At 74.1% G+C, this 21,575-nt stretch carries 19 protein-coding genes; 9 read left to right on the top strand and 10 right to left on the bottom strand.

Features of this window, described 5'->3' with window-relative positions:
• Nucleotides 1-111: 111 nt before the first annotated feature.
• Nucleotides 112-990, top strand: coding sequence for an LLM class flavin-dependent oxidoreductase (locus tag KIK08_RS21235; RefSeq protein WP_250557481.1), 879 nt, complete (start codon nt 112-114; stop codon nt 988-990).
• Here KIK08_RS21235 and KIK08_RS21230 read toward each other — a convergent pair.
• Both KIK08_RS21230 and KIK08_RS21225 read right to left on the bottom strand, forming a co-directional pair.
• The gene (locus KIK08_RS21230; protein WP_214404962.1) at nt 941-2,224 is read right to left on the bottom strand and encodes a M20 family metallo-hydrolase; all 1,284 of its coding nucleotides are present in this window, start codon (nt 2,222-2,224) and stop codon (nt 941-943) included. The genes KIK08_RS21235 and KIK08_RS21230 overlap by 50 nt on opposite strands.
• Before the next feature lie 46 nt (nt 2,225-2,270).
• A complete protein-coding gene (locus KIK08_RS21225) occupies nt 2,271-3,143 on the bottom strand; it encodes a TIGR03620 family F420-dependent LLM class oxidoreductase (protein ID WP_214404961.1) in 873 nt (290 codons plus the stop codon).
• 82 nt (nt 3,144-3,225) lie between these two features.
• On the opposite strand from KIK08_RS21225, the gene KIK08_RS21220 reads away from it, so the two are divergent.
• The gene (locus KIK08_RS21220; protein WP_214404960.1) at nt 3,226-3,576 is read left to right on the top strand and encodes an ArsR/SmtB family transcription factor; all 351 of its coding nucleotides are present in this window, start codon (nt 3,226-3,228) and stop codon (nt 3,574-3,576) included.
• 124 nt (nt 3,577-3,700) lie between these two features.
• Here KIK08_RS21220 and KIK08_RS21215 read toward each other — a convergent pair whose 3' ends face one another.
• A complete protein-coding gene (locus tag KIK08_RS21215) occupies nt 3,701-4,540 on the bottom strand; it encodes an aldo/keto reductase (protein ID WP_214404959.1) in 840 nt (279 codons plus the stop codon).
• 74 nt (nt 4,541-4,614) lie between these two features.
• Between KIK08_RS21215 and KIK08_RS21210 the strand changes: the two genes are divergently transcribed.
• Nucleotides 4,615-5,502 carry a LysR family transcriptional regulator gene (locus KIK08_RS21210; protein WP_214404958.1) on the top strand — a complete coding sequence of 296 codons (888 nt, stop codon included), beginning with the start codon at nt 4,615-4,617 and terminating at the stop codon, nt 5,500-5,502.
• A 91-nt stretch (nt 5,503-5,593) separates the two neighbouring features.
• Here the strand turns inward: KIK08_RS21210 and KIK08_RS21205 are convergent, their stop codons facing one another.
• The gene (locus KIK08_RS21205) at nt 5,594-7,396 is read right to left on the bottom strand and encodes an IlvD/Edd family dehydratase (protein WP_214404957.1); all 1,803 of its coding nucleotides are present in this window, start codon (nt 7,394-7,396) and stop codon (nt 5,594-5,596) included.
• Here KIK08_RS21205 and KIK08_RS21200 point away from each other — a divergent pair.
• The gene (locus KIK08_RS21200; RefSeq protein ID WP_214404956.1) at nt 7,380-8,393 is read left to right on the top strand and encodes a zinc-dependent alcohol dehydrogenase; all 1,014 of its coding nucleotides are present in this window, start codon (nt 7,380-7,382) and stop codon (nt 8,391-8,393) included. The genes KIK08_RS21205 and KIK08_RS21200 overlap by 17 nt on opposite strands.
• 5 nt (nt 8,394-8,398) lie before the next feature.
• On the opposite strand, the gene KIK08_RS21195 is transcribed toward KIK08_RS21200, so the two are convergent.
• Nucleotides 8,399-9,910, bottom strand: coding sequence for a deoxyguanosinetriphosphate triphosphohydrolase family protein (locus KIK08_RS21195; protein WP_214404955.1), 1,512 nt, complete (start codon nt 9,908-9,910; stop codon nt 8,399-8,401).
• Nucleotides 9,911-10,062: 152 nt separating this feature from the next.
• Here KIK08_RS21195 and KIK08_RS21190 point away from each other — a divergent pair, with 152 nt between their 5' ends.
• From KIK08_RS21190 to araA, 4 genes are all read left to right on the top strand, one after another.
• Complete coding sequence (locus KIK08_RS21190; protein WP_250557480.1) at nt 10,063-11,145, top strand: LacI family DNA-binding transcriptional regulator; 1,083 nt, start codon at nt 10,063-10,065, stop codon at nt 11,143-11,145.
• A 117-nt stretch (nt 11,146-11,262) separates the two neighbouring features.
• Nucleotides 11,263-12,939: a ribulokinase gene (araB, locus tag KIK08_RS21185; protein WP_214404953.1), complete on the top strand. Its 1,677-nt coding sequence runs from the start codon at nt 11,263-11,265 to the stop codon at nt 12,937-12,939.
• Nucleotides 12,936-13,631: an L-ribulose-5-phosphate 4-epimerase gene (locus KIK08_RS21180; protein WP_308257773.1), complete on the top strand. Its 696-nt coding sequence runs from the start codon at nt 12,936-12,938 to the stop codon at nt 13,629-13,631. The genes araB and KIK08_RS21180 overlap by 4 nt, the downstream gene beginning before the upstream one ends.
• Nucleotides 13,628-15,124 carry an L-arabinose isomerase gene (gene araA, locus KIK08_RS21175; RefSeq protein ID WP_214404952.1) on the top strand — a complete coding sequence of 499 codons (1,497 nt, stop codon included), beginning with the start codon at nt 13,628-13,630 and terminating at the stop codon, nt 15,122-15,124. Before KIK08_RS21180 ends, araA begins: the two co-directional genes overlap by 4 nt.
• Before the next feature lie 102 nt (nt 15,125-15,226).
• On the opposite strand, the gene arfA is transcribed toward araA, so the two are convergent.
• From arfA to KIK08_RS21155, 4 genes are read right to left on the bottom strand one after another with little or no spacing between them, the layout of a single operon-like run.
• A complete protein-coding gene (gene arfA, locus KIK08_RS21170; RefSeq protein ID WP_308257772.1) occupies nt 15,227-16,708 on the bottom strand; it encodes an arabinosylfuranosidase ArfA in 1,482 nt (493 codons plus the stop codon).
• A gap of 33 nt (nt 16,709-16,741) precedes the next feature.
• Nucleotides 16,742-17,653, bottom strand: coding sequence for a carbohydrate ABC transporter permease (locus KIK08_RS21165; protein WP_308257771.1), 912 nt, complete (start codon nt 17,651-17,653; stop codon nt 16,742-16,744).
• Nucleotides 17,650-18,546, bottom strand: a complete 897-nt coding sequence (locus tag KIK08_RS21160) for a carbohydrate ABC transporter permease (protein WP_214404951.1) — start codon at nt 18,544-18,546, stop codon at nt 17,650-17,652. The genes KIK08_RS21165 and KIK08_RS21160 overlap by 4 nt, the downstream gene beginning before the upstream one ends.
• 2 nt (nt 18,547-18,548) lie before the next feature.
• Nucleotides 18,549-19,886, bottom strand: a complete 1,338-nt coding sequence (locus KIK08_RS21155) for an ABC transporter substrate-binding protein (protein ID WP_214404950.1) — start codon at nt 19,884-19,886, stop codon at nt 18,549-18,551.
• A 365-nt stretch (nt 19,887-20,251) separates the two neighbouring features.
• Here KIK08_RS21155 and KIK08_RS21150 point away from each other — a divergent pair, with 365 nt between their 5' ends.
• Nucleotides 20,252-21,280 carry a LacI family DNA-binding transcriptional regulator gene (locus KIK08_RS21150; protein WP_214404949.1) on the top strand — a complete coding sequence of 343 codons (1,029 nt, stop codon included), beginning with the start codon at nt 20,252-20,254 and terminating at the stop codon, nt 21,278-21,280.
• 7 nt (nt 21,281-21,287) lie between these two features.
• Here the strand turns inward: KIK08_RS21150 and KIK08_RS21145 are convergent.
• On the bottom strand, nt 21,288-21,575 hold a 288-nt coding region (locus KIK08_RS21145), incomplete at its 5' end, for a hypothetical protein (RefSeq protein WP_214404948.1).

The following is a 21,575-nucleotide window of genomic DNA, read 5'->3' as shown; positions in this document are numbered from 1 at the left end:
CGCACTTGCTAAGCGGAACGTCGTTCCGTAGCTTAGATGGAACCCAGTTCCGTTTCATCCAGGCGAGGACGCACTCCCATGACCCACCCCTCCCGGCCGAGCTTCGGGATCATGACCGCTCCGATGCAGGTCGACTACCAGGACGTCCTGCGGGTCTGGCGGCAGGCCGACGCGATCGAGGAGATCGAGCACGCCTGGCTGTTCGACCACCTGATGCCGATCGGCGGCCCGGCCGACGGGCCGATCCTGGAGGGCTGGACGCTGCTGTCGGCCCTCGCCGCGCAGACCACCCGGCTGCGCCTGGGCCTGCTCGTCACCAGCAACCGGTTCCGCCCGCCCGCCGTGCTGGCCAAGATCGCCACCACCGTCGACGTGGTCTCCGGGGGCAGGCTCGACTTCGGCATCGGCGCGGGCTCGCGCCCGAGCGTGCCCATGGCCCGGCGCGAGTACGACGCGCATGGGCTGCCCTACCACGACGCCGCCCACGCCGTGGCGGCCCTCGCCGAGGCCTGCACCGTGATCAGGCGCCTGTGGACCGCGGACCGGCCGTTCGACTTCCACGGCGCCCACGTCCGGCTGACCGGGGCGTTCGCCAACCCCAAGCCCGTCCAGCGCCCGCACCCGCCGATCATGATCGGCGGACGCGCGTCGGCGACGCTGCGCGTGGTCGCCGAGCACGCCGACCTGTGGAACATCCCCGGCGGCGGCGATATCGACGACCTCGCCGCGCGCAGCGCGCTGCTGGACCGCTACTGCGCCGACATCGGCCGCGACCCCGCCACGATCACCCGCTCGATCCACCTGCCGGTCTCCTACGAGCGGCCCGGCGACACCCGGGACAAGATCGCCGAGGCGGTCGGCGCGGGCTTCACCCACGTCATCCTCGGACTGTCCGCGCCCTACCCCGCCGACGTCGCGCGGCGGGTCGCCGACGAGCTCGTCATCCCAGCGATGGAGAGGTCCACGCAGCCGGCGTCCCCGGCGCGCTGACCAGCTCCCGCACGACCCCGGTGAGCACGTCCACGCCGGCGACCAGGTCCTCGGGTGCGGTGTCCTCGCGCTCGTTGTGCGAGATGCCCTCCCGGCTCGGGACGAACAGCATCGCCGTCGGCACGACGTCCTTCATGTTCGTCGAGTCGTGGCCGGCCACCGTCAGCATCCGCCGCGCCGCCAGCCCCAGCTCCGCGCACACCCGCTCGGACACCGCGACGCAGTCGTCCTGGTAGTCCTGGCGGTCCCAGGAGTGGGTCAGCTCCAGCTCGACGCGCACGCCGTGCTCGGCCTCGACCCGCGCCGCCACGGCCCGGACCCGCTCGACCGCGGCGTCGAGCACGGCCGGGTCGGGGCTGCGCAGGTCGAGGTTCGCCCGGACCTCGCTCGCCACGACGACCGGCGAGTTCGGGCGCACGTCGAGCTGCGAGACCGCGGTGTGCAGCGGCCCGTCGGCGAACCGGTCGGCGAGCGAGCGCGCCTCGACCACCAGCAACGACGCCCCGAGCAGCGCGTCGCGGCGATCGACCATGCGCGTGGAGCCGGTGTGCGACTGCTCCCCCAGCACCCGGAACCGGAACTTGCGCGCCGCCCACGTCCCGGTGACCACGCCGATGCGGTCGCCGGTCTCCTCCAGCTCCCGGCCCTGCTCGATGTGGATCTCCGCGTAGGCGGCGACCGGCAGCGGGCCCTGCTCGCCGCGCCCGTCGATCGCGTCCAGGGCCGCGCGCACGCTCACCCCCGCCGGGTCGGTGGTGGCCAGCGCCTCGTCCAGGCCCAGGCGGCCGGTGAACACGGCGCTGCCCATCATGCTCGGGCCGAACCGGCTGCCCTCCTCGTTGAACCAGTTGACCACCGCGAGGTTGCGGGTCGCGCGCGTCGTGCCCGCCGCGACCCCGGTCGCGACCCGGTGCGCGGCGAACGCGGCGGCGACGACGCCGTACGCACCGTCCAGCCGGCCCGCCGTCGGCTGGCTGTCCAGGTGCGAGCCGGCCAGCACGTACGGGGCACCGGGGACCAGGTCGAGCAGCCCGAACTGGTTGCCGACCGCGTCGGTGCGCATCGCGAACCCGCGCGAGGCCAGCCACCCGCCCAACCAGGCCCGGGCCATACCGTCCCGCACGGTCGCGGCCTCCCGGTCGACCCCGCCGCGAGGTGTCGCGCCGATCGTCGACAGCTGCGCGAAATCGCGCAGGAACGCCTCCGCCGACCCGTCGTCGCCCTGCTGACCCATCTGCCGCTCCCGTCCGCGTCCGCACCCGGTGTCATGCCGTCCGGGATCATCCTGTCCCGGATCGGACCAGGAGGGGGGCCAGGGCGCGCCACTGCGGCAGCGCGGGGCGCTCGCCGTCGGTGGTCAGGACCTGGACCGCGACGTGGTCGGCGCCGGCGTCGTGGTGCTGCGCCACCCGCTGCGCCACCTGCTCCGGCGTGCCCCAGGCGACGAGGGCATCGACCATCCGGTCGCTGCCACCGCCGGCGAGGTCCTCCGCACCGAACCCGAGTGCGCGCAGGTTGCGCAGGTAGTTCGGCAGCCGCAGGAAGTAGCTGATGCCGTCGCGGGCCAGGGCGCGGGCCCTGGCCGGGTCCGACTCCAGCACGACCGCCTGCTCGGGCACGAGCAACGGGCCCGGCCCGAGCAGCGCGCGCGCCGAGTGCGTGTGCTCGGGAGTGACCAGGTACGTGTGCGCACCGGCCGAGCGGCGCCCGGCCAGGGCGACGGCCCGCGGGCCGAGCGCCGCGAGCACCCGTCCGTCCGCGGGCACCGGCCCGGGGGCGGCGTCGAGGTCGTCGAGGTACCGGGAGAGCACCTGCAACGGCCGGGCGTAGGACCGGCCCAGCGCCTCGACGTCCGGCGCGTGGCTGCTGCCCAGGCCGAGCAGGAACCGACCCGGGTGGGCCGCGGCCAGCCGGTGGGCGTCGGCGGCGAGCCGGGCCGCCGGCGTCGCCCAGACGTTGATGATGCTGGTGGCCACCACCAGCCGGTCGGTCGCGGCGAGCAGTCGCGCGGGCAGCCGCAGGTCCGACACCGCGCCCAACCAGAGCGCGCCGAAGCCGAGCCGGTCGAGCTCGGCCACCGCCTCCTCGGCACCCCCGCTCTCCCAGACCCCCGACAGGGTGTGGATGCCGACCGGACCGATCTCGACCGCCATGGGACCTTCTCCCCGCTCAGGATGTGTTCGACGGACGACGAACACCGGACCACTGTACGATAGCGATCGAACAGGAGGGGACATGGTCGCTCGCTCACGGCGGTCGCTGGGCCTGCAGCACGCCGAGCCCGCCCGGGTGACGCTGCAGGACGCGCTGCACGCCCTGGCCGACCCCGTCCGCCGGCAGATCCTGCGGGCCCTCGACGGCGAACCCGACTTCAGCCGCGCCTGCGGCACGTTCGACCTGCCGGTGTCCAAGGCGACCGCCAGCCACCACTTCGCCGTGCTGCGCGCGGCCGGCCTGCTGGAGCAGCTCGACCAGGGCCCGCGCCGGCTCAACCGGCTGCGGCGCGCGGAGTTCGACGCCCGGTTCCCCGGCCTGCTCGCGCTGGTGCTCGCCGAGCCGGCCGGGGACCCGGTCAGCGACGGGTGAGCGGGGCCCGCAGCCCCAGGTGCTCGTGCTCGTGCGCCGCGAGGTCTCCACCACCCTGTGGGGGCCGCAGGACCCCGGCCGGGCCCGCGGTATCACCTTCTGACGCCGCGACGGCCGGCGGGGATCAGCGCCCCGGGGCGAGCTCGGCCATGTCCTGCTCGTCGAGGGTGAGGCCGGCCGCCGCGACGTTCTCCTCCAGGTGGGCCATGGACGAGGTGCCGGGAATCGGCGCGACGACCGGGGAGCGGTGCAGCAGCCAGGCCAGCGAGACCTGGGCGGGGGTGGCGCCGAGGCGAGCGGCGACCGCGTCCACCGCGCCGGCGCCGCCGCGGACCAGCGGGGCCACCGGCAACCACGGCAGGAACGCGATGCCCCGGCGCGTGCAGTGCTCCAGCACGTCCTCCGACGCCCGGTCGGCGAGGTTGTAGCGGTTCTGCACGGCCGCGATCGGCGCGATGCGCTCGGCCTCGACGAGCTGGGCCAGGCCCACCTCGGACAGCCCGATGTGGCGCACCTTGCCCTGCTCCTGCAGCAGCCGCAGTGCGCCGACCTGGTCGGCCAGCGGGACGGTGGGATCGACGCGGTGCAGCTGGTAGAGGTCGATGCGCTCGACGCGCAGCCGGCGCAGGCTCAGCTCGGCCTGCTGGCGCAGGTACTCCGGGCGCCCCAGCGGGATCCACTGCCGGCCGAGGTTGACCTGCCCGCCCTTCGTCGCGACGACGACCCCGGCCGGGTAGGGGTGCAGCGCCTCGGCCAGCAGCTCCTCGTTCTGCCCGAGGTCGTAGGAGTCGGCGGTGTCGATGAGGGTGACGCCGAGCTCGACGGCGCGACGGGCCGTGGCGATCCCGGTGGCCCGGTCGGGCCCGCCGGTCAGCCGCATGGCGCCGAAGCCGAGCCGGTGCACCGGGAGGTCGCCGCCGATGGTCAGGGTCAGCTCGATCGGGGAGCTGCTCGTGGTCGTCATGGCGACGACTCTGCGACGACCAACGGTGAAGGACAAGTGACACGTTCTGGCCCCCATCGCGTAGCGTTCCTACGATGTTGAGCCTGGAGCGGCTGCGGGTGCTGCACGCGGTGATGGCCACGGGATCGGTCGTCGGGGCCGCGTCGGCGCTGCACGTGACGACGTCGGCGGTGTCGCAGCAACTGGCCCGCCTGGAGCGGGAGGTCGGCCAGCGCCTGCTGGAGCGCCAGGGGCGCGGCGTGCGGCTCACCGAGGCCGGCACGCTGCTCGCCGACCGCGCGGGCGAACTGATGGCGCACGTCGAACGGGTGGAGTCGGACCTGGCCGGCCACCGAGGCACCGTCGACGGCACCGTCTCGGTCGCCGGGTTCGCCACCGCCGTGCGCGGCCTGCTCCCCCGCGCCCTGCGCGGGCTGCGCTCCCGCCACCCCGCCCTCGCGGTGTCGCTGTCCGAGCGCGAGCCGCACGAGGCGGTCCCCGCCCTGCGCCGCGGCCACGTCGACGTCGTCGTCGCCCAAGACTGGCCGGACGACCCGCTCGCCGTCGCGCCCGAGCTGTCGCGCCGCCACCTCCTCGACGACCCGTTCGACCTCGCCGTCTCCCCCGAGCACCCGCTGGCCCGCCGCGACCGCGTGGGCCCCGACGAGCTGGCCGACCTGGAGTGGATCAGCTGGAGCAGCGGCCAGATCTGCCACGACTGGCTGGTCCGGTCGCTGAGCACGGACGTGCGCGGGCCGCGCATCGCGCACACGGCCTCGGAGCACTCGACGCAGCTCGCGCTGGTCGCGGCCGACCTCGGCGCCGCGCTGATCCCCCGCCTCGGGCGCGACCCCGTGCCCCCCGGGGTGCGGTTCGTCCCGATCGACCCGCCCCCCACCCGCCGCGTCTTCGCCCTGTGGCGGACGAGTTCAGGAGCGCGCCCCGCGGTGGTGGCGGTGCTGGACGCGCTCGCGCGCGCTTGAGCCCGGCCACGTCGCAGGGTCTGCCTACCCGGCGCAGATGCCCAGGGGTCTGCGCCGGGTAGGTGAACCCTGCGACGTGGCCGGTGGGCGGTCAGTGCGACTCGCGGGCGACCTGGTTGCCGCTCGACCCGACCAGGAAGTCCAGGTCGGCGCCGGTGTCCGCCTGCCCGACGGTCTCGACGTAGAGCCGCTCCCAGCCCCGGGTGGGCGCCGCGAACCCCGCCACCGTCGCCTCGGACGGCTGCCGGGCGGCCCACTCCTCGGGAGGGACCTCGACGTCCAACCGCCGGGCCTCGACGTCGAGGACGATCACGTCGCCCGTGCGGACGAGGCCGAGCGGGCCGCCCGCGGCGGCCTCGGGGGCGACGTGCAGCACGACCGTGCCGTAGGCCGTCCCGCTCATCCGGCCGTCGCAGATGCGGACCATGTCGCGCACGCCCTGGGCCAGCAGCTTCGGCGGCAGCGGCAGGTTGGCGACCTCCGGCATGCCCGGGTAGCCGCGGGGGCCGCAGCCGCGCAGCACCAGCACCGTGTCGGCGTCGACCTCGAGGTCGGGGTCGTCGAGGCGGGCGTGCAGGTCCTCCACGGAGTCGAAGACGAGCGCCCGCCCGCGGTGGCGCAGCAGGTGCGCCGACGCGGCCGCCGGCTTGATCACCGCTCCGTCGGGGGCGAGGTTGCCGCGCAGGACGGCGATGCCGGCGTCGGCGAGGACGGGTTCGGTGCGCGGGCGGATGACCTCGGCGTCCCAGATCGGCACGTCGGCGTCGTCGGTGCCGATGGTGCTGTGGCCGAGGTGGCTGACCAGGGGCTTGCCGGTGACGGTCAGCGCCTCGGGGTCGAGCAGGTCGCGCACCTGGTGCAGGACGGCGTGCAGCCCGCCCGCGCGGTGCAGGTCCTCCATCAGGAACCGGCCCGCGGGCTGCAGGTCGACCAGGAGCGGGACCCCGGAACCGGTGCGGTCGAAGTCGTCGAGGGTGAGCTCGATGCCCAGGCGACCGGCGATGGCCAGCAGGTGCACGACGGCGTTGGTGGAGCCGCCGATCGCGGCCAGCGCGACGATCGCGTTGAGGAACGAGCCCCGGCTGAACAGGGTGCTCGGGGTGCGCTGCTGCTCGACCATCTCCACGGCCAGCCGGCCGGTGGCGTGCGCGCCCTCGAGGAGCCTGCTGTCGGCGGCGGGGGTGCCGGCGATGCCGGGCAGCGTCGCGCCGAGCGCCTCGGCGAGCAGGCCCATGGTCGAGGCGGTGCCCATGGTGTTGCAGTGCCCCCGGCTGCGGATCATGGAGGACTCCGAGCGCAGGAAGTCGGCCTCGGACAGGGTGCCGGCGCGGACCTCCTCGCTCAGCCGCCACACGTCGGTGCCGCAGCCCAGCGGAACCCCTCGGAAGGTGCCGTTGAGCATCGGCCCGCCCGGGACGACGACGGCCGGCAGGTCGACCGAGGCGGCGGCCATGAGCAGCGCCGGGATCGTCTTGTCGCAGCCGCCGAGCAGCACGACCCCGTCGATCGGGTTGGCCCGCAGCATCTCCTCGGTGGCCATCGCGGCCATGTTGCGCCAGAGCATCGCGGTCGGGCGGACGTTCGTCTCGCCCAGCGACACCACCGGCAGGTTCAGCGGGATGCCGCCGGCCTCGTAGACGCCCTGCTCGACGCTGCGGCCCACCTCGTTCAGGTGGGCGTTGCAGGGGGTGAGGTCGGAGGCGGTGTTGGCGATCGCGATCTGCGGGCGGCCGTCGAAGGCGTGCGACGGCACGCCCCTGCGCATCCAGGCGCGGTGGATGTAGCTGTTGCGGTCGTGACCGCCGTACCACTGTGAGCTGCGATGTTCGGTCGGGCGCTGCGTCACTGCGAGGACTCCGTCCGGTAGACCTGTGCCGGTGAGGGCACTGGTCATCATCGGTCCGGGACGCGCCCAGGTCCAGGAGGTCGCGCCACCGGCGGCGGCGCCCGGCCAGGTGGTCGTCGACGTCGAGCGGGTCGGGCTGTGCGGCACCGACGCGGAGTTCTTCACCGGCCACATGAGCTACCTGCACTCCGGCGAGGCCGCCTACCCGATCCGGATCGGACACGAGTGGTGCGGGACGGTCGGCGCGGTCGGGGACGGCGTCGACCCGTCCTGGCTCGGGCGGCGGGTCACCGGCGACACCATGCTGGGCTGCGGGAGCTGCGCGCGCTGCCGCGACGGGCGCCACCACGTGTGCGCCGACCGCTTCGAGATCGGCGTGCGCGGCGGCTTCCCCGGGGCCCTCGCCGAGAGGCTGGCCGTGCCGGCCTCGGCGCTGCACGCCCTGCCCGACGCCGTCGACGCCACCCTCGGGGCCCTCGTGGAACCCGGCGGGAACGCGCTGCGCGCCGTCCGCGCGGCCGCCGTCGGCCCGGGCGAGCGGCTGCTGGTGCTCGGGCCCGGCACGATCGGGCTGCTCGTCGCGCTGTTCGCCCGGGCGGCCGGCGCCGAGGTGCACCTGATGGGCCGCGACGACCGCGACCTGGTGATGGCCCGCGCGCTGGGCTTCACGGCGGCGTGGACCGCCGACACCCTGCCCGTGCTGCCGTTCGACGCCGTCGTCGACGCCTCCACCGGCCCGGCCCTGCCCGCCCTCGCCGTCCGGGTGGTCGAGCCGGGCAAGCGGGTCGTCTACATCGGGCTGTCCGCCGCGCCGAGCGAGGTCGACACCCGCGCGCTCGTGCTGAAGGACGTCACCGCGGTCGGCGTCCTGGCCGCGTCCGCGGGTCTGGCCGGCACCATCGAGGCCTACGCGAGCGGTGTGGTCGACGCCCGCCCGCTGGTCGCGGCGACGGTCGGGCTCGACGGGGCCGCCGACGTCCTGGCGGGCGGGCGCCCCGACGGCGCCGGCCCCGGCCCCAAGGTCCACGTCGACCCGCGACGCTGACCGCGTCAGAGCGCCATGGCGTCGGTCCAGAGCCGGGCCGACCGCCCGGTGAGCACGTCGAGCAGGGCCCCGGCCTGGGCGTCGGTGAGCGAAGCGACGTAGTCGACCACCGCCCGACCCCGGGCCAGCGCCCCCACCTCGCCCGCCGGCACCACCCCGCGGTCGGCCAGGCCCGCGTACTCGCCCCGGGCCAGCTCGACCAGGTCGTGCAGCCGCGGCGGCAGGCCGGGCGTGTCGGCAGCGGCTCCGGCATCCCCGCCGAGCCACTCCTGCAGCGCGCCGACCAGCCCGGTGACGACCGTGGCCTGCCCGCGCTGGTAGGACGCGAGGTCGGCGCGGCGCAGCACGAAGTGCTGGTGGACGAACTTCAGCACCGACACCTCGTGCCACTGCTCGACGCCCAACGCGACGTGCGCGGCCCGCACCGGCGGGTCGCGCAGCACGCGCACCCCGCCGACCAGCCGCGAGGTCCACCGGGCCGAGAACTCGGCGACGGCGCGCTCGGCGGCCATCGAGCCGTCGAACGGGGTGATCAGCAGGCTGTCGGCGAGCTCGGCGCGCACGCGCGCGACGGCGGCCGCGAACGCGTCGGCCTCGAACACCCAGCCGTCGCGCTCGGCCATGCGCCGCCGCAGCCGCTCCAGCGCGCTGCCCGGACCGGCCGACGGGCCGGCGCCCTCGCCGTCGCGGTTCTCCTGCCAGCACCGCAGCTCGGTGGCGACCCCGGCCTGCTGCAGCACCCCGACCCGGTGGAAGTCCTCCAGGTCGTGGATCGCGTAGGCGACGTCGTCGGCGGTGTCCATGACGGCGGCCTCGACGGTCTGCTGCCAGGGGCCCACCGGGAACGGCGCCCGGCTCGCGTCCAGCTCGGCCAGCTCGGTCAGGTAGGCCGAGAACTTGGCCGACCCGGCCTGCGGCGCGCCCGGTGTCGGGCCGCCGCCGCGCGGGGGCAGCGCCGCGGTGCTGGGGTGCGGGTCGGGGTGGCCCCGCCTGCCCCACGGGTACTTCAGGATCGCCGCGCGCACGGCCGCGGTCAGCCCGAGCCCGGACGAGCCCGGGCCGTGCAGGTCGATGGTCGTGACGATGCGGAAGCTCTGCGCGTTGCCCTCGAACCCGTCGACCAGCCCGAGGCGCTCGCGCGCCAGCCGGTCGAGCACCTGCTCGCCGAGGTGCCCGAACGGCGGGTGGCCGAGGTCGTGGGCCAGTGCGGCGGCCTCCACGACGTCCGGGTCGCACCCGCCCAGCCGCGATACCTCGGCCGCGGTGGCGGGGTCGGCGCCCAGGTGCTCGGCGATCGCCCTGGCCACCTGCGCGACCTGCAGCGAGTGGGTGAGCCGGTTGTGCAGCAGCAGGCCGGCCCCGTTGGGGCTGACGACCTGGGTCACCCCGGCGAGGCGGGCGAAGAACGGCGACGCGGCGATGCGGTCGCGGTCGGCCCGGTAGGGGCTGGTGGCCAGGCCCGCGCCCTGCTCGTCGGCGCCGGGGGACCGCGCGGACCGGTCGGGGTGGGCGCTCACCGCGGCAGGCTATCCACCGGCGCCGTCGGCGCGCGCCGCAACCGGGTTGATCGACTCGATCGACGTCGATCATGTGGTCCGCGCCTCATCCGGCTCGCCCACCGGCGACCAGGCGTGTCGGATCGTCCTCCGGATGGGGCAGCATGTTGCCCATGCGCCCGTCCGACCCCGCCCCGGTGATGACCGACGTCGCCCGGTTGGCCGGAGTCAGCCATCAGACCGTCTCCCGCGTGGTCAACGGCTCGCCGCACGTCAGCGAGCCGACCAGGGCCAAGGTGATGGCCGCCATGGAGCAGCTGGGCTACCGGCGCAACGGGGTGGCCAGGGCGCTGGCGATGCGCCGCTCGGGCACGCTCGGGGTCATCACGTTCGACACCGTGCGTTACGGCCCGGTCTCGACGCTCTACAGCATCGAGCAGGCCGCCGGCTCGGTCGGGCTCGGTGTCAGCATCGCCGTGGCGGAGCGGGCGGCCTCCGACGAGGTCGTGCGGGCGCTGGCCCGGCTGCAGGACCAGTCGGTCGAGGGGATCGTCGCGATCGCGCCGCAGCACGACGCCGTGGACGCGCTGAGCACCGAGCTGCGCGGCCTGCCCGCCGTCCTGGTCGGGGGCGTGCACGGCGGCGGGTCGGGCCCGATCGCCGCCGGCGACGAGGTCCGCCCCGGTCAGCCCGCCGTCGGCATCGACCAGCGCGGCGGTGCCGCCGCCGCCACCCGCCACCTGCTCGACCTGGGCCACCGCACCGTGCACCACCTGGCCGGGCCGCGCGGCTGGCTGGACGCGGAGTGGCGCACCGAGGGCTGGCGGGCGACGCTCGACGAGGCGGGTCGCTCCGCGCCGGAGCCGGTCGCCGGCGACTGGAGCGCCGGGTCGGGCTACGCGGCGATGCGCGAGATGCTGGCCGCGACGCCCGACCTGACCGCCGTCTTCGCCGCCAACGACCCGATGGCGCTGGGCGCGCTGCGCGCGCTCGACGAGGCCGGCCTCCGGGTGCCCGAGGACGTCAGCATCGTCGGGTTCGACGACGTGCCGGAAGCGGAGTTCTTCCGGCCCCCGCTGACCACCGTCCGCCAGCACTTCACCGAGGCCGGCCGGCGCGCGGTCGGCATGCTGCTGGACATGATCCGCCCCGACGACGGGCCCGCGACCAGGCCCGGGAGCGGGACGGGGCCGCCGGCCGTCGTGCCGACCGAACTCGTCGTGAGACGGAGCACGGGCCCCTCGCCGCACCGTTGAGTGGCCGACCCTTGACAATCTTTGTTAGCGCTCACATCGTGTGAGCGCACACAACTCGTCAAGGGGGACACCGTGAGCAGCTCGCCACCGTCGCCAGGTCCTGTCGACCGGCAGGAGGTGGACCCGCGCGGTGCGGTGACGGTCGGCATCGACTTCGGCACGCTGTCCGGGCGCGCGGTGGTCGTGCGGGTCGCCGACGGCGCCGAGCTCGCCTCGGCCGTGCACCCGTACCGGCACGCCGTGGTCGAGGACGAGCTGCCCGGCGGCGGCCCGAAGCTCCCACCGGACTGGGCCCTGCAGGTGCCCGCCGACTGGGTCGAGGTGCTCACCACCGCGGTGCCCAAGGCCGTCGCGGCCTCCGGGGTCGACCCGTCCGCGGTCATCGGCGTGGCCACCGACTTCACCGCGTGCACCGTGCTCCCCACGCTGGTCGACGGCACGCCGCTGTGCGAGCTGCCCGAGTTCGCCGCCCGCCCGCACGCCTACGCCAAGCTGTGGAAGCACCACTCCGCCCAGGGCCAGGCCGACCGGATCAACGCCCTGGCCGAGGAACGCGGCGAGGCGTGGCTGGCCCGCTACGGCGGGCGGATCTCCAGCGAGTGGGAGTTCGCCAAGGCGCTGCAGCTGCTGGAGGAGGACCCGGAGGTCTACGAGCGCACCGAGCGCTGGGTCGAGGCCGCCGACTGGATCATCTGGAAGCTGTGCGGCACCTACGTCCGCAACGCCTGCACCGCGGGCTACAAGGGCATCCTGCAGGACGGCCGCTACCCCGACGCGGAGTACCTGGCCGCGCTCGACCCGCGCTTCGCCGGCTTCGTCGCCGACAAGCTGGAGCACCCGATCGGCGAGCTCGGCTCCCGGGCCGGGGGGCTGACCGCCGAAGCGGCCGCCTGGACCGGGCTGCCGGAGGGCATCGCGGTGGCCGTCGGCAACGTCGACGCGCACGTCACCGTCCCGGCGGCGCAGGCCGTCGAGCCGGGCCAGATGGTCGCCATCATGGGCACCTCCACCTGCCACGTCATGGTCTCCGACGAGCTCGGCGAGATCCCCGGCATGTGCGGGGTGGTCGACGGCGGCATCCTGCCCGGGCTGTGGGGCTACGAGGCGGGCCAGAGCGGCGTCGGTGACATCTTCGGCTGGTTCGTCGACACCTCGGTCCCGCCGCAGTACCACCGCCGCGCCGAGGAGCGCGGCATCGACGTGCACGCGCTGCTCACCGAACTGGCCGCCGAGCAGGCCGTCGGCGAGCACGGGCTGGTCGCGCTGGACTGGCACTCGGGCAACCGCTCGGTCCTGGTCGACCACGAGCTCTCCGCCGTCGTCGTCGGGCAGACCCTGGCCACCCGCCCGGAGCACACCTACCGCGCGCTGCTGGAGGCCACGGCCTTCGGCACCCGGGTGATCATCGAGTCGTTCGAGGCGGCCGGGGTGCCGGTCACCGAGCTGATCGTGGCCGGCGGGCTGCTGAAGAACGCACTGCTCATGCAGATCTACGCCGACGTCTGCAACCTGCCGTTGTCGATCATCGGGTCGGAGCAGGGCCCCGCGCTGGGCTCGGCGATCCACGCGGCGGTGGCCGCGGGCGCCTACCCCGACGTCGTGGCCGCCGCGACGGCGATGGGCTCGGTGCACCGTGCCGCCTACCGGCCCGACCCGCAGCGCGCGGCGGCCTACGACGCGCTCTACGCCGAGTACCGCAGGCTGCACGACCACTTCGGCCGTGGCGAAGGACCAGGAGGCAACGACGTGCTGCACCGGCTGCGCCGGATCCGCCGCCAGGCGGTGGCCCGGTGATCGCTCCCATTCCCGACTCCGCCCGCGGCCTCGTCGAGGACCTGCGCGAACGCGTCGCCGTGCTGCACGGCGAGCTGGTCCGCTACGGCCTGGTGGTCTGGACGGCGGGCAACGTCTCGGCCAGGGTGCCCGGCCACGACCTGATGGTCATCAAGCCGAGCGGGGTGTCCTACGACGAGCTGACCGCCGAGTCGATCGTCGTCTGCGACCTGCACGGCGAGCTGGTCGAGGGCAAGCTCGCGCCCTCCAGCGACACCGCCGCGCACGCCTACGTCTACCGCCACCGCCCCGACGTCGGCGGCGTCGTGCACACGCACTCCACCTACGCCAGCGCGTGGGCCGCCGCCGGCGAGCCCATCCCGTGCGCGCTGACGGCCATGGCCGACGAGTTCGGCGGCGAGATCCCGCTCGGGCCGTTCGCCCGCATCGGCGACGACTCCATCGGCCGCGGCATCGTCGAGACCCTGGCCGGGCACCGCTCCACCGCGGTGATCATGAAGAACCACGGGGTGTTCACCATCGGCCGCGACGCCAAGGCCGCGGTGAAGTCCGCGGTCATGTGCGAGGACGTGGCCCGCTCGACCCACATCGCCCGCCAGCTCGGGCCGCTCGTCCCGATCGCGCAGGACGACGTGGACGCGCTGCACGACCGCTACCAGAACGTGTACGGACAGGGAGGTCAGCAGCGGTGAAGCAGATCTGGTTCCTCACCGGAAGCCAGGGGCTCTACGGGCCGGAGACGCTGGAGCAGGTCGCCGGCCAGTCCAAGGAGATCGCCACCGCGCTGGCCGACGGCCTCGGCGACGGGCTGCCGGTGGAGGTGGTCTGGCAGCCGGTGCTGACCGATTCCGAGGGCATCCACCGGATGATGCTGGCCGCCAACTCCGACCCCGACTGCGTCGGCGTCACGGCCTGGATGCACACCTTCTCCCCGGCCCGGATGTGGATCCACGGGCTGGACGCGCTGCGCAAGCCGCTGCTGCACCTGCACACCCAGGCCAACCGCGAGCTGCCCTGGTCCACGATCGACATGGACTTCATGAACCTGAACCAGGCCGCCCACGGCGACCGGGAGTTCGGGTACGTGCAGGCCCGCCTCGGCGTGGTGCGCAAGGTCGTGGCCGGGCACGTCAGCGACCCCGTCGTGGCCGCGCGCACGTCGGCGTGGGTGCGTGCAGCGCTGGGCTGGGCGGAGATCCGCTCGCTGCGCCTGGCCCGCTTCGGCGACACCATGCGCGACGTCGCGGTAACCGAGGGCGACCGCACCGAGGCCCAGTGGCGGTGGGGCGTCACGGTCAACGGCTACGCCGTCACCGACCTCGCCGACGCCGTGCACGCCTCCCTCGACTCCGAGGTCGACCGGCTCGTCGTCGAGTACGAGGACCTCTACGACGTGGTCCCCGAGCTGCGCAAGGGCGGCGACCGCCACGAGTCGCTGCGCTACTCCGCCCGCATCGAGCTGGGCCTGCGCGCGCTGCTGGGCGCCGCCGGTGCCCGCGCGTTCACCACGAACTTCGAGGACCTCGGCGCCCTGCGCCAGCTGCCCGGGATGGCCGTGCAGCGGCTCATGGCCGAGGGCTACGGCTTCGCGGGCGAGGGCGACTGGAAGACCTCCGCGCTGCTGCGCACACTGAAGGTGGCCGCCCAGGGCCTGCCCGGCGGCACGTCGTTCATGGAGGACTACACCTACCACCTGGGCCCGGGCACCCCGAAGGTGCTCGGCGCGCACATGCTGGAGGTCTGCCCGTCCATCGCCGCCGGCACCCCGAAGGTGGAGATCCACCCGCTGGGCATCGGCGGCCGCGAGGACCCGGTCCGGATGGTCTTCGACGCCGCCACCGGCCCCGGGTTCGTCGTCGGCATGTCCGACATGGGCGACCGCTTCCGCCTGGTCCTCAACGAGATCGACGTCGTCCCCGCCGACGAACCCCTGCCCCGCCTCCCCGTCGCCCGCGCGGTCTGGGAGCCCCGTCCCGACCTCCGGACCTCCTCCGAGGCCTGGATCATGGCCGGCGGCCCGCACCACACGGTGCTCTCCACGGCCCTGACCACCGAGGAGGTGGCGGACCTGGCGGAGCTGGCCGCGACCGAGCTGCTGGTGATCGACGCGGACACGACGCCGCGGCGGTTCACCCGGGAGCTGCGGTGGAACCAGGCCTACTACCGCCTCGCCGGGGCGCTCTGACCCGAACCCCACCCGTCGAGAACGAAGTTGTCGTGATCAACAGGGCGGTTCGATCACGACAACTTCGTTCTCGACGGCCGCGCCGGCGCACTGGAGCGCGCGTCAGCGCAGCGGCAGGGCGCTCCAGGACACCGGGGGCAGCTCGACCTTCAGGACCCCGTCGACGACCGCGGGCGTGATGCGCCGCGGCACCACCCGGTCCGGCGCAGCGGCGGTGTTCACCGCCGACGTGTCCTCGTCGGAGAGCAGCCAGGCCTCCTGGACGCCGACGTCGCCCACCGGCACCTCCAACGACACCGCCTCCGTGCGGTGCCGGTTCACCACGAACAGCGACGTCTCCCCCGCGTCGTGCGTCGCCACCGCGTCGACCACCGGGACCTCCCCGAACCGGCTCGTCCGCTGGGTCGGCGAGTCGACCCGGACCTGCAGCACCTCGCCCCGGGCCAGCCGCGAGGTCAGCGCGAACGGGTGGAAGATCGTCTGCCGCCAGGCCGGACCGCCGGGCTCGGAGCGGATGGGGGCGATCACGTTGACCAGCTGGGCCTGGCAGGCCACGTGCACGCGGTCGCTGTGGCGCAGCAGGGAGATCAGCAGGTTGCCGACCACCACGGCGTCGGTGACGGTGTAGGTGTCCTCGATCAGGCGGGGCGCGGTGCGCCACTCGGTGGGTGGGTCGGCGTGGAACCGCTGCTGGTACCAGACGTTCCACTCGTCGAACGAGACCCCGATCCGCTTGGGGTTCTTCAGCCGGGCGCCGACGGCGTCGGCGGTGGCGACCACGGAGTCGATGAAGCGGTCCATGTCGACCGCGGACGCCAGGAAGCTGTCGACGTCGCCGTCGAGGGGCTCGTAGTAGGCGTGGCAGGAGATGTGGTCGATCTGGTCGTAGGCCAGTTCGAGGACCGTGGACTCCCACAGCCCGAAGGTCGGCATACCGGAGTGGGAGCTGCCGCAGGCCACCAGCTCCAGGTCGGGCTCGGCCTGGCGCAGGGCGCGGGCGGTCTCGGCGGCGAGGCGGCCGTACTCGTGGGCGGTCTTGTGGCCGGTCTGCCACGGGCCGTCGAGCTCGTTGCCCAGGCAGATCAGCCGCACCCCGTGCGGCTCGGGCGAGCCGTGCTTGCGGCGCAGGTCGGACAGCTGGGTGCCGCCGGGGTGGTTCATGTACTCGTGGACGTCGAGGGCCTCGGTGACGCCGCGGGTGCCGAGGTTGACCGCGTACATGAGCTCGACGCCGGCGCGGTCGGCCCAGCGGGCGAACTCGTCGATGCCGACCTCGTTGGTCTCGATGCTGCGCCAGGCCAGGTCGCGGCGCACCGGGCGGTCGGCGCGCGGGCCGACGCCGTCCTCCCAGCGGTAGCCGGAGACGAAGTTCCCGCCCGGGTACCGGACGACGGTGGCACCCAGTTCGCGGGTCAGCGCCAGCACGTCGCCGCGGAAGCCGTCCTCGTCGGCGGTCGGGTGGTCGGGCTCGTAGATGCCGGTGTAGACGCAGCGGCCCATGTGCTCGACGAACGAGCCGAAGGTCCGGCGCCGCACGGGCGCGACCACGAAGTCGGGGCTGAAGGTGAGCGAGGCGGTGAGCACGGTCCTCCTGTTGTCCGGAGCGGTCGGTCGGGGTTACCTGAGGGCACCGGTGGCCACGCCGCCCCGCCAGAAGCGCTGCAGCAGCACGAACGCGACGACCAGCGGGACGATCGCCAGCAGCGATCCGGTGATGACCAGATGGAACACGACCTTGGTCCCGGCCGCCTGCTGCGAGAGGTTGAACCACGTCGTCAGGCCCACGGTGAGCGGGTAGAGGTCGGCGTCGCTGAGCATGACCAGCGGCTGGAAGTAGTTGTTCCAGGTGGCCACCAGGGTGAACAGCAGCACGGTGACCAGCGCCGGGCGCATCATCGGCAGCACGATCCGGAAGAAGATCCGCAGCTCGCCCGCGCGGTCGAGGCGGGCGGCATCGATGATCTCCTCGGGCACGCTCTCGGCGACGTAGACGCGGATCAGGAACGTGCCGAACGGGCTGAGCAGCGAGGGCAGGATCACCGCCCACATGGTGTTGATGATCCCCAGCGTGGACAGCAGCAGGTAGGTGGGCAGCACCAGGGCGGTCGCCGGGACCATGACCATGCCCAGCAGGGCGGTCTCGAACAGGCGCCGGCCGGGGAAGTCGAAGCGGGCCAGCCCGTAGCCGGCCAGCGCGGCCAGCAGCGTGGCGCCCACGGCGCTGACCCCGGAGTAGACGGCGGTGTTGAGCAGCCAGCGGCCGTAGGCGCCGCCGTCCTCGGTGAACAGCTGGGCGAGGTTGGCGAAGAGGCTGAACCCGTCGCCGAACCACAGCGCCGGGCTGGACAGCAGCTCGGGCTGGCTCTTGGTGGCCGCGACGACCACCCAGAGCAGCGGCACCAGGAAGTAGACGATGCCCAGCCCCATCAGCGCGTGCGCGAGGCGGGTGCGCGGTCGGCCGCCGGCCGGCCCGGCCGGGCGCGGCGACCGGTGCGGGCTCAGCCGGGGAGGCGTCCGCAGCGCCGTCACGCCCGCTCCCCCAGCCGGTTGCGCACGATCACGAACGCGTAGGCGGCGACGAAGACCACGAACCCGAGCGCGAACGAGATCGCCGCCGCGTAGTTGAACGAGGAGAACTGGAAGGCCTGGTTGTAGGCGTAGAGGTTGGGCGTGTACCCGGCCGAGATCTCCGGGGCGAAGCGGGCCATCACGTAGGGCTCGGTGAAGAACTGCATGGTGCCGATGGCGCTGAAGATCGCGGCCAGGGCGATCGCCTGGCGGATGGCGGGCACCTTGACCCGCAGCGCGATCTGCACCGGGGTGGCGCCGTCGATCAGCGCCGCCTCGTGCAGCTCGCGCGGCACACCCTGCAGCGCCGAGTACATGACGATCGTGTTGTAGCCGGTCCAGGACCAGGTGACGATGTTGCCCAGCGACACCAGCAGCAGCGAGCCGCTGAGCAGGTCGACCGGCTCCCCGCCGACCAGCGTCGGGAGCCCGGCCAGCGGGCCGAACGTGCGGCTGTAGAGGAACCCCCACATCAGCGCGCCGATCACCGCGGGGACGGCGTAGGGCATGAACGCGATCAGCCGGTAGGCCAGCGCGAAGCGGGTGCCGATGGCGTCCAGCGCGAGCGCCCCGGCCAGCGCCACCCCGAGCATCACCGGGATCTGCACGAGGCCGAACACCACGACCCGCACCAGCCCGTCGAGCATCTGCGGGTCGGTGAACGCGGTGACGTAGTTGTCCAGCCCGGTGAACCGCGAGCCCAGCGCCAGGCTGCGGCTGGACAGGCTCAGCCAGAACGCGTAGGCCAGCGGCACCACCAGGAAGACGAGCACGACCAGCCCGAAGGGCAGCACGAACAGCGCGCCGGCCAGCGGGTGCCGGGCGGAGTACGGCTTGCGCGGGGTCGGGGCCACGGCTATTCGATCACCGTGAAGCCCTGCGACCTGGCGTACTGCACCACGTTCGCCTGGGTCGCCTCCAGCACCGTGCCCCACGGCCGGGACCCGGCGATCGCCTCCGCGCTGCGGTCGTTGAGCTCGCTGAACACCAGGTCCTGGAACGGGGTGTACTCGAACTCGCCGAGGTTCTCCGACACCGGCACGAAGATCTCGTTGACCTGCTGGCCGCCGAAGAAGTCGTAGGCCTTCCCGGTGAACGACGGGTCGCCGGCGACGTCGTTGACCAGCGGGTAGAGGAACGCCTTGTTCAGGCCGATGTCCCAGGCCTGCTCGGAGCGGCCGAACAGCTCGCGGGCGACGATCGTCGCCTCCTCGGGGTGCTGGGACTGCGCGGTGACGGCGAAGGTCGACCCGCCCCAGTCGCCCTGGTCGTTCGCCCCGGGCGTCCACTGCGGCATCGGCGCCACCGCCCACTTGCCCAGCGTGGCGGTCAGCGAGCCGGCCAGGTAGCCGGGGGTCCAGCCGGCGGCGGCCCAGGTCCAGTACTTGCCGGAGTCGAGCGCGGCGGAGGCGTCGGCGGTGAAGAACGGGTCGACGGCCATCAGGTCGCGGCTGACCAGGTCGCCGTAGAAGTCGAAGACCTTGCGGCACTCCGGCGCGGTGAGCTGGACGCGGACCCGGTCGCGCGCCTCGGTGATCGAGTAGCCGTAGGGCTTGCAGCCCGCCTGCCACATCAGCCCGTTGATCCAGCCGCCGTCGCTGCCGAAGCTGGCGACGTAGGCGCCCGGGTCGACGGCCTTGATCCGCGCGGCCACGTCGGCGTACTCGGCCCAGGTCGTCGGCACCGGGATGGCGTGCTGGTCGAACAGGTCCTTGCGGTACATCAGGGCCATCGGCCCGCCGTCGACGGGGATGGCGTGCACGCGCTCGCCGTCGGTGACCTGGCTCCACGCCCAGGGCGCGTACAGGGCCTCGTCCTCCGCCGCGCCGTACGGCGCCATGTCGATCAGCGCGTCGAGGATGAGGAAGGTCGGGATCTCCTGGAACTCGACCATCGCGACGTCCGGGGCTCCGGTGCCGGCGGTGAACGCCGTCTTGAGCTTGGCGTACTGGTCGGGGCCGGTGCCGACGTTGGTCCAGTCGACCTGGATGTCGGGGTGGGAGGCGTTGAAGGCGTCGACGACCCCGGCGAACTCCGGGTACCAGGCCCAGACGCTGATGTGCACCTTGCCGTCGGGGGACGTGGCCGGCTCGCCGCCACCGCAGGCGGCGACGAGCAGCAGGCCGGCGGCGGCGAGCACGGCGCCGAGCCGTCGGCGTAGCGGCGCGCTCGTTCGGGTTGGGGCAGCGGGCATCGGCAGACCTCTCTGTCTCGCGCTTGCGTCGGCTCGGGTCGGGGGCTCGGTACCGCCGGGCCCGCTGTCGGATCCGTCCCATGTGCGCGCTCACACGGTGCTGCCCCGCGAGGATGAACCGAACTTTGCTGCGCTGCAAGACCGGCAGCGCTACGTGACCGAAACAGAGCCCGAACGGAGCAGGAGACACCGCCGAGGCGCGGACTTGCCCGATCCTGCGGCGCCGGTCACACTCTGCAGCGCTGCAAACCGGCATCCGCGCCGAGCCGAGCACCGAGACCGGTCACCGAGGGTGACGACTACTCGGCTCGCGTACCGTGCCGCCCGGACCCGCGGCGCACACCCGGCCGGACCGGAGGAGGACCATGCGCGACCCCACCCTGCGCGACGTCGCGCAGCTGGCCGGCGTCTCCCCGCGCACGGTGTCCAACGTGGTCAACGGCTACGCGCCGGTCACCGAGCGCACCCGCCGCAAGGTGGAGCAGGCACTCGCCCAGCTGGACTACCGGCCCAACCTGCTGGCCCGCAACCTGGCCCGCGGCCGGTCGGGGCAGATCGCCGTCGTGGTGCCCTACCTGGACACCCCGTACTTCTCCGAGCTGCTGCAGGGCATCATCCCGCGGGCGCGCGAGCGCGGGTACAACGTGCTGATCGACCAGACCGACGGCGACGCCGCGCACGAGCGGGAGCTGATCCGCCGGGCGGCGCGCGCGTTCCCGTTCGACGGGATGATCCTCAGCCCGCTGGGCCTCGACCAGGCCGCGCTCTCCGACCGCGACCCCGACCTGCCGCTGGTCATCCTGGGCGAACGCAGCTCGGACGGCACGTTCGACCACGTCGGCATCGACGACGTCAGCGCCTCCCGGGACGCCACCGCGCACCTGATCGGGCTGGGCAGGCGCCGGATCGCGGCGATCGGCGACCAGCCCTACGCCACCGGCGAGGCCGCCCAGCTGCGCACCCGCGGCTACCGGATCGCCCACGCCGACGCCGGCCTGGACGTGGACGAGTCGCTGATCGTGCGCCGCCCCCGGTTCAACCGGATCGACGGCGCCGACGCCATGCGCCAGCTGCTCGCCCGCCCCGATCCGCCCGACGCCGCGTTCTGCTACAGCGACCTGGTCGCCCTCGGCGCGCTGCGCGCCGCGCTGCAGGCGGGGCTGCGGGTGCCCGAGGACATCGCGCTGATCGGCTACGACGACATCGAGGAGGGCCGCTACTCGAACCCGACCATCAGCACGATCTCCCCGGACAAGGCGACCATCGCCGCCACCGCCGTCGACCGGCTGCTGCAGCGCATCGCCGCGCCCACCCCGCTGCCCGGGATCGAGGTGCCGGCCGGCCACCGGCTGATCGCCCGCGAGAGCACCCTGGGCCGGACCTCCGGCGGGTGAGCGGGGGTCAGCGCCGCTCGGCGGCGGCCAGAGCGAGCGGGCGCCGGCCGTGCACGCGCACGACCGGCGGGAGCTCGCGGTAGCACTGCTCCAGCAGCCCGACGGCCAGCCGGGTGTCGCGCTCCGCGCGGGCGTGCGCGTCCGCGGTCGGCTCGATCTCGGCGAGCACCGCGTGCACCTGGGCCACCACCATCTCGACGAAGGCCCGCGCCGCGGCCCCGGGCGCCCCCCGCCGGGCCAGCGCGGCGAAGACCCCGGCCAGCGCGGCCGGCACCGGGGCCAGCGGCAGGCGCTG

This window comes from Pseudonocardia lacus (assembly GCF_018531445.1).
GTDB classification, from domain to species: Bacteria; Actinomycetota; Actinomycetes; order Mycobacteriales; family Pseudonocardiaceae; genus Pseudonocardia; species Pseudonocardia lacus.
This window is presented reverse-complemented; position numbering and strand designations above follow the sequence as displayed.

Coding starts and splice junctions, on each gene's coding strand:
- KIK08_RS21235 (WP_250557481.1), top strand. CDS start 112: ATGACCGCTCCGATGCAGGTCGACTACCAGGACGTCCTGCGGGTCTGG.
- KIK08_RS21230 (WP_214404962.1), bottom strand. CDS start 2,224: ATGGGTCAGCAGGGCGACGACGGGTCGGCGGAGGCGTTCCTGCGCGAT.
- KIK08_RS21225 (WP_214404961.1), bottom strand. CDS start 3,143: ATGGCGGTCGAGATCGGTCCGGTCGGCATCCACACCCTGTCGGGGGTC.
- KIK08_RS21220 (WP_214404960.1), top strand. CDS start 3,226: ATGGTCGCTCGCTCACGGCGGTCGCTGGGCCTGCAGCACGCCGAGCCC.
- KIK08_RS21215 (WP_214404959.1), bottom strand. CDS start 4,540: ATGACGACCACGAGCAGCTCCCCGATCGAGCTGACCCTGACCATCGGC.
- KIK08_RS21210 (WP_214404958.1), top strand. CDS start 4,615: ATGTTGAGCCTGGAGCGGCTGCGGGTGCTGCACGCGGTGATGGCCACG.
- KIK08_RS21205 (WP_214404957.1), bottom strand. CDS start 7,396: ATGACCAGTGCCCTCACCGGCACAGGTCTACCGGACGGAGTCCTCGCA.
- KIK08_RS21190 (WP_250557480.1), top strand. CDS start 10,063: ATGCGCCCGTCCGACCCCGCCCCGGTGATGACCGACGTCGCCCGGTTG.
- KIK08_RS21155 (WP_214404950.1), bottom strand. CDS start 19,886: ATGCCCGCTGCCCCAACCCGAACGAGCGCGCCGCTACGCCGACGGCTC.
- KIK08_RS21150 (WP_214404949.1), top strand. CDS start 20,252: ATGCGCGACCCCACCCTGCGCGACGTCGCGCAGCTGGCCGGCGTCTCC.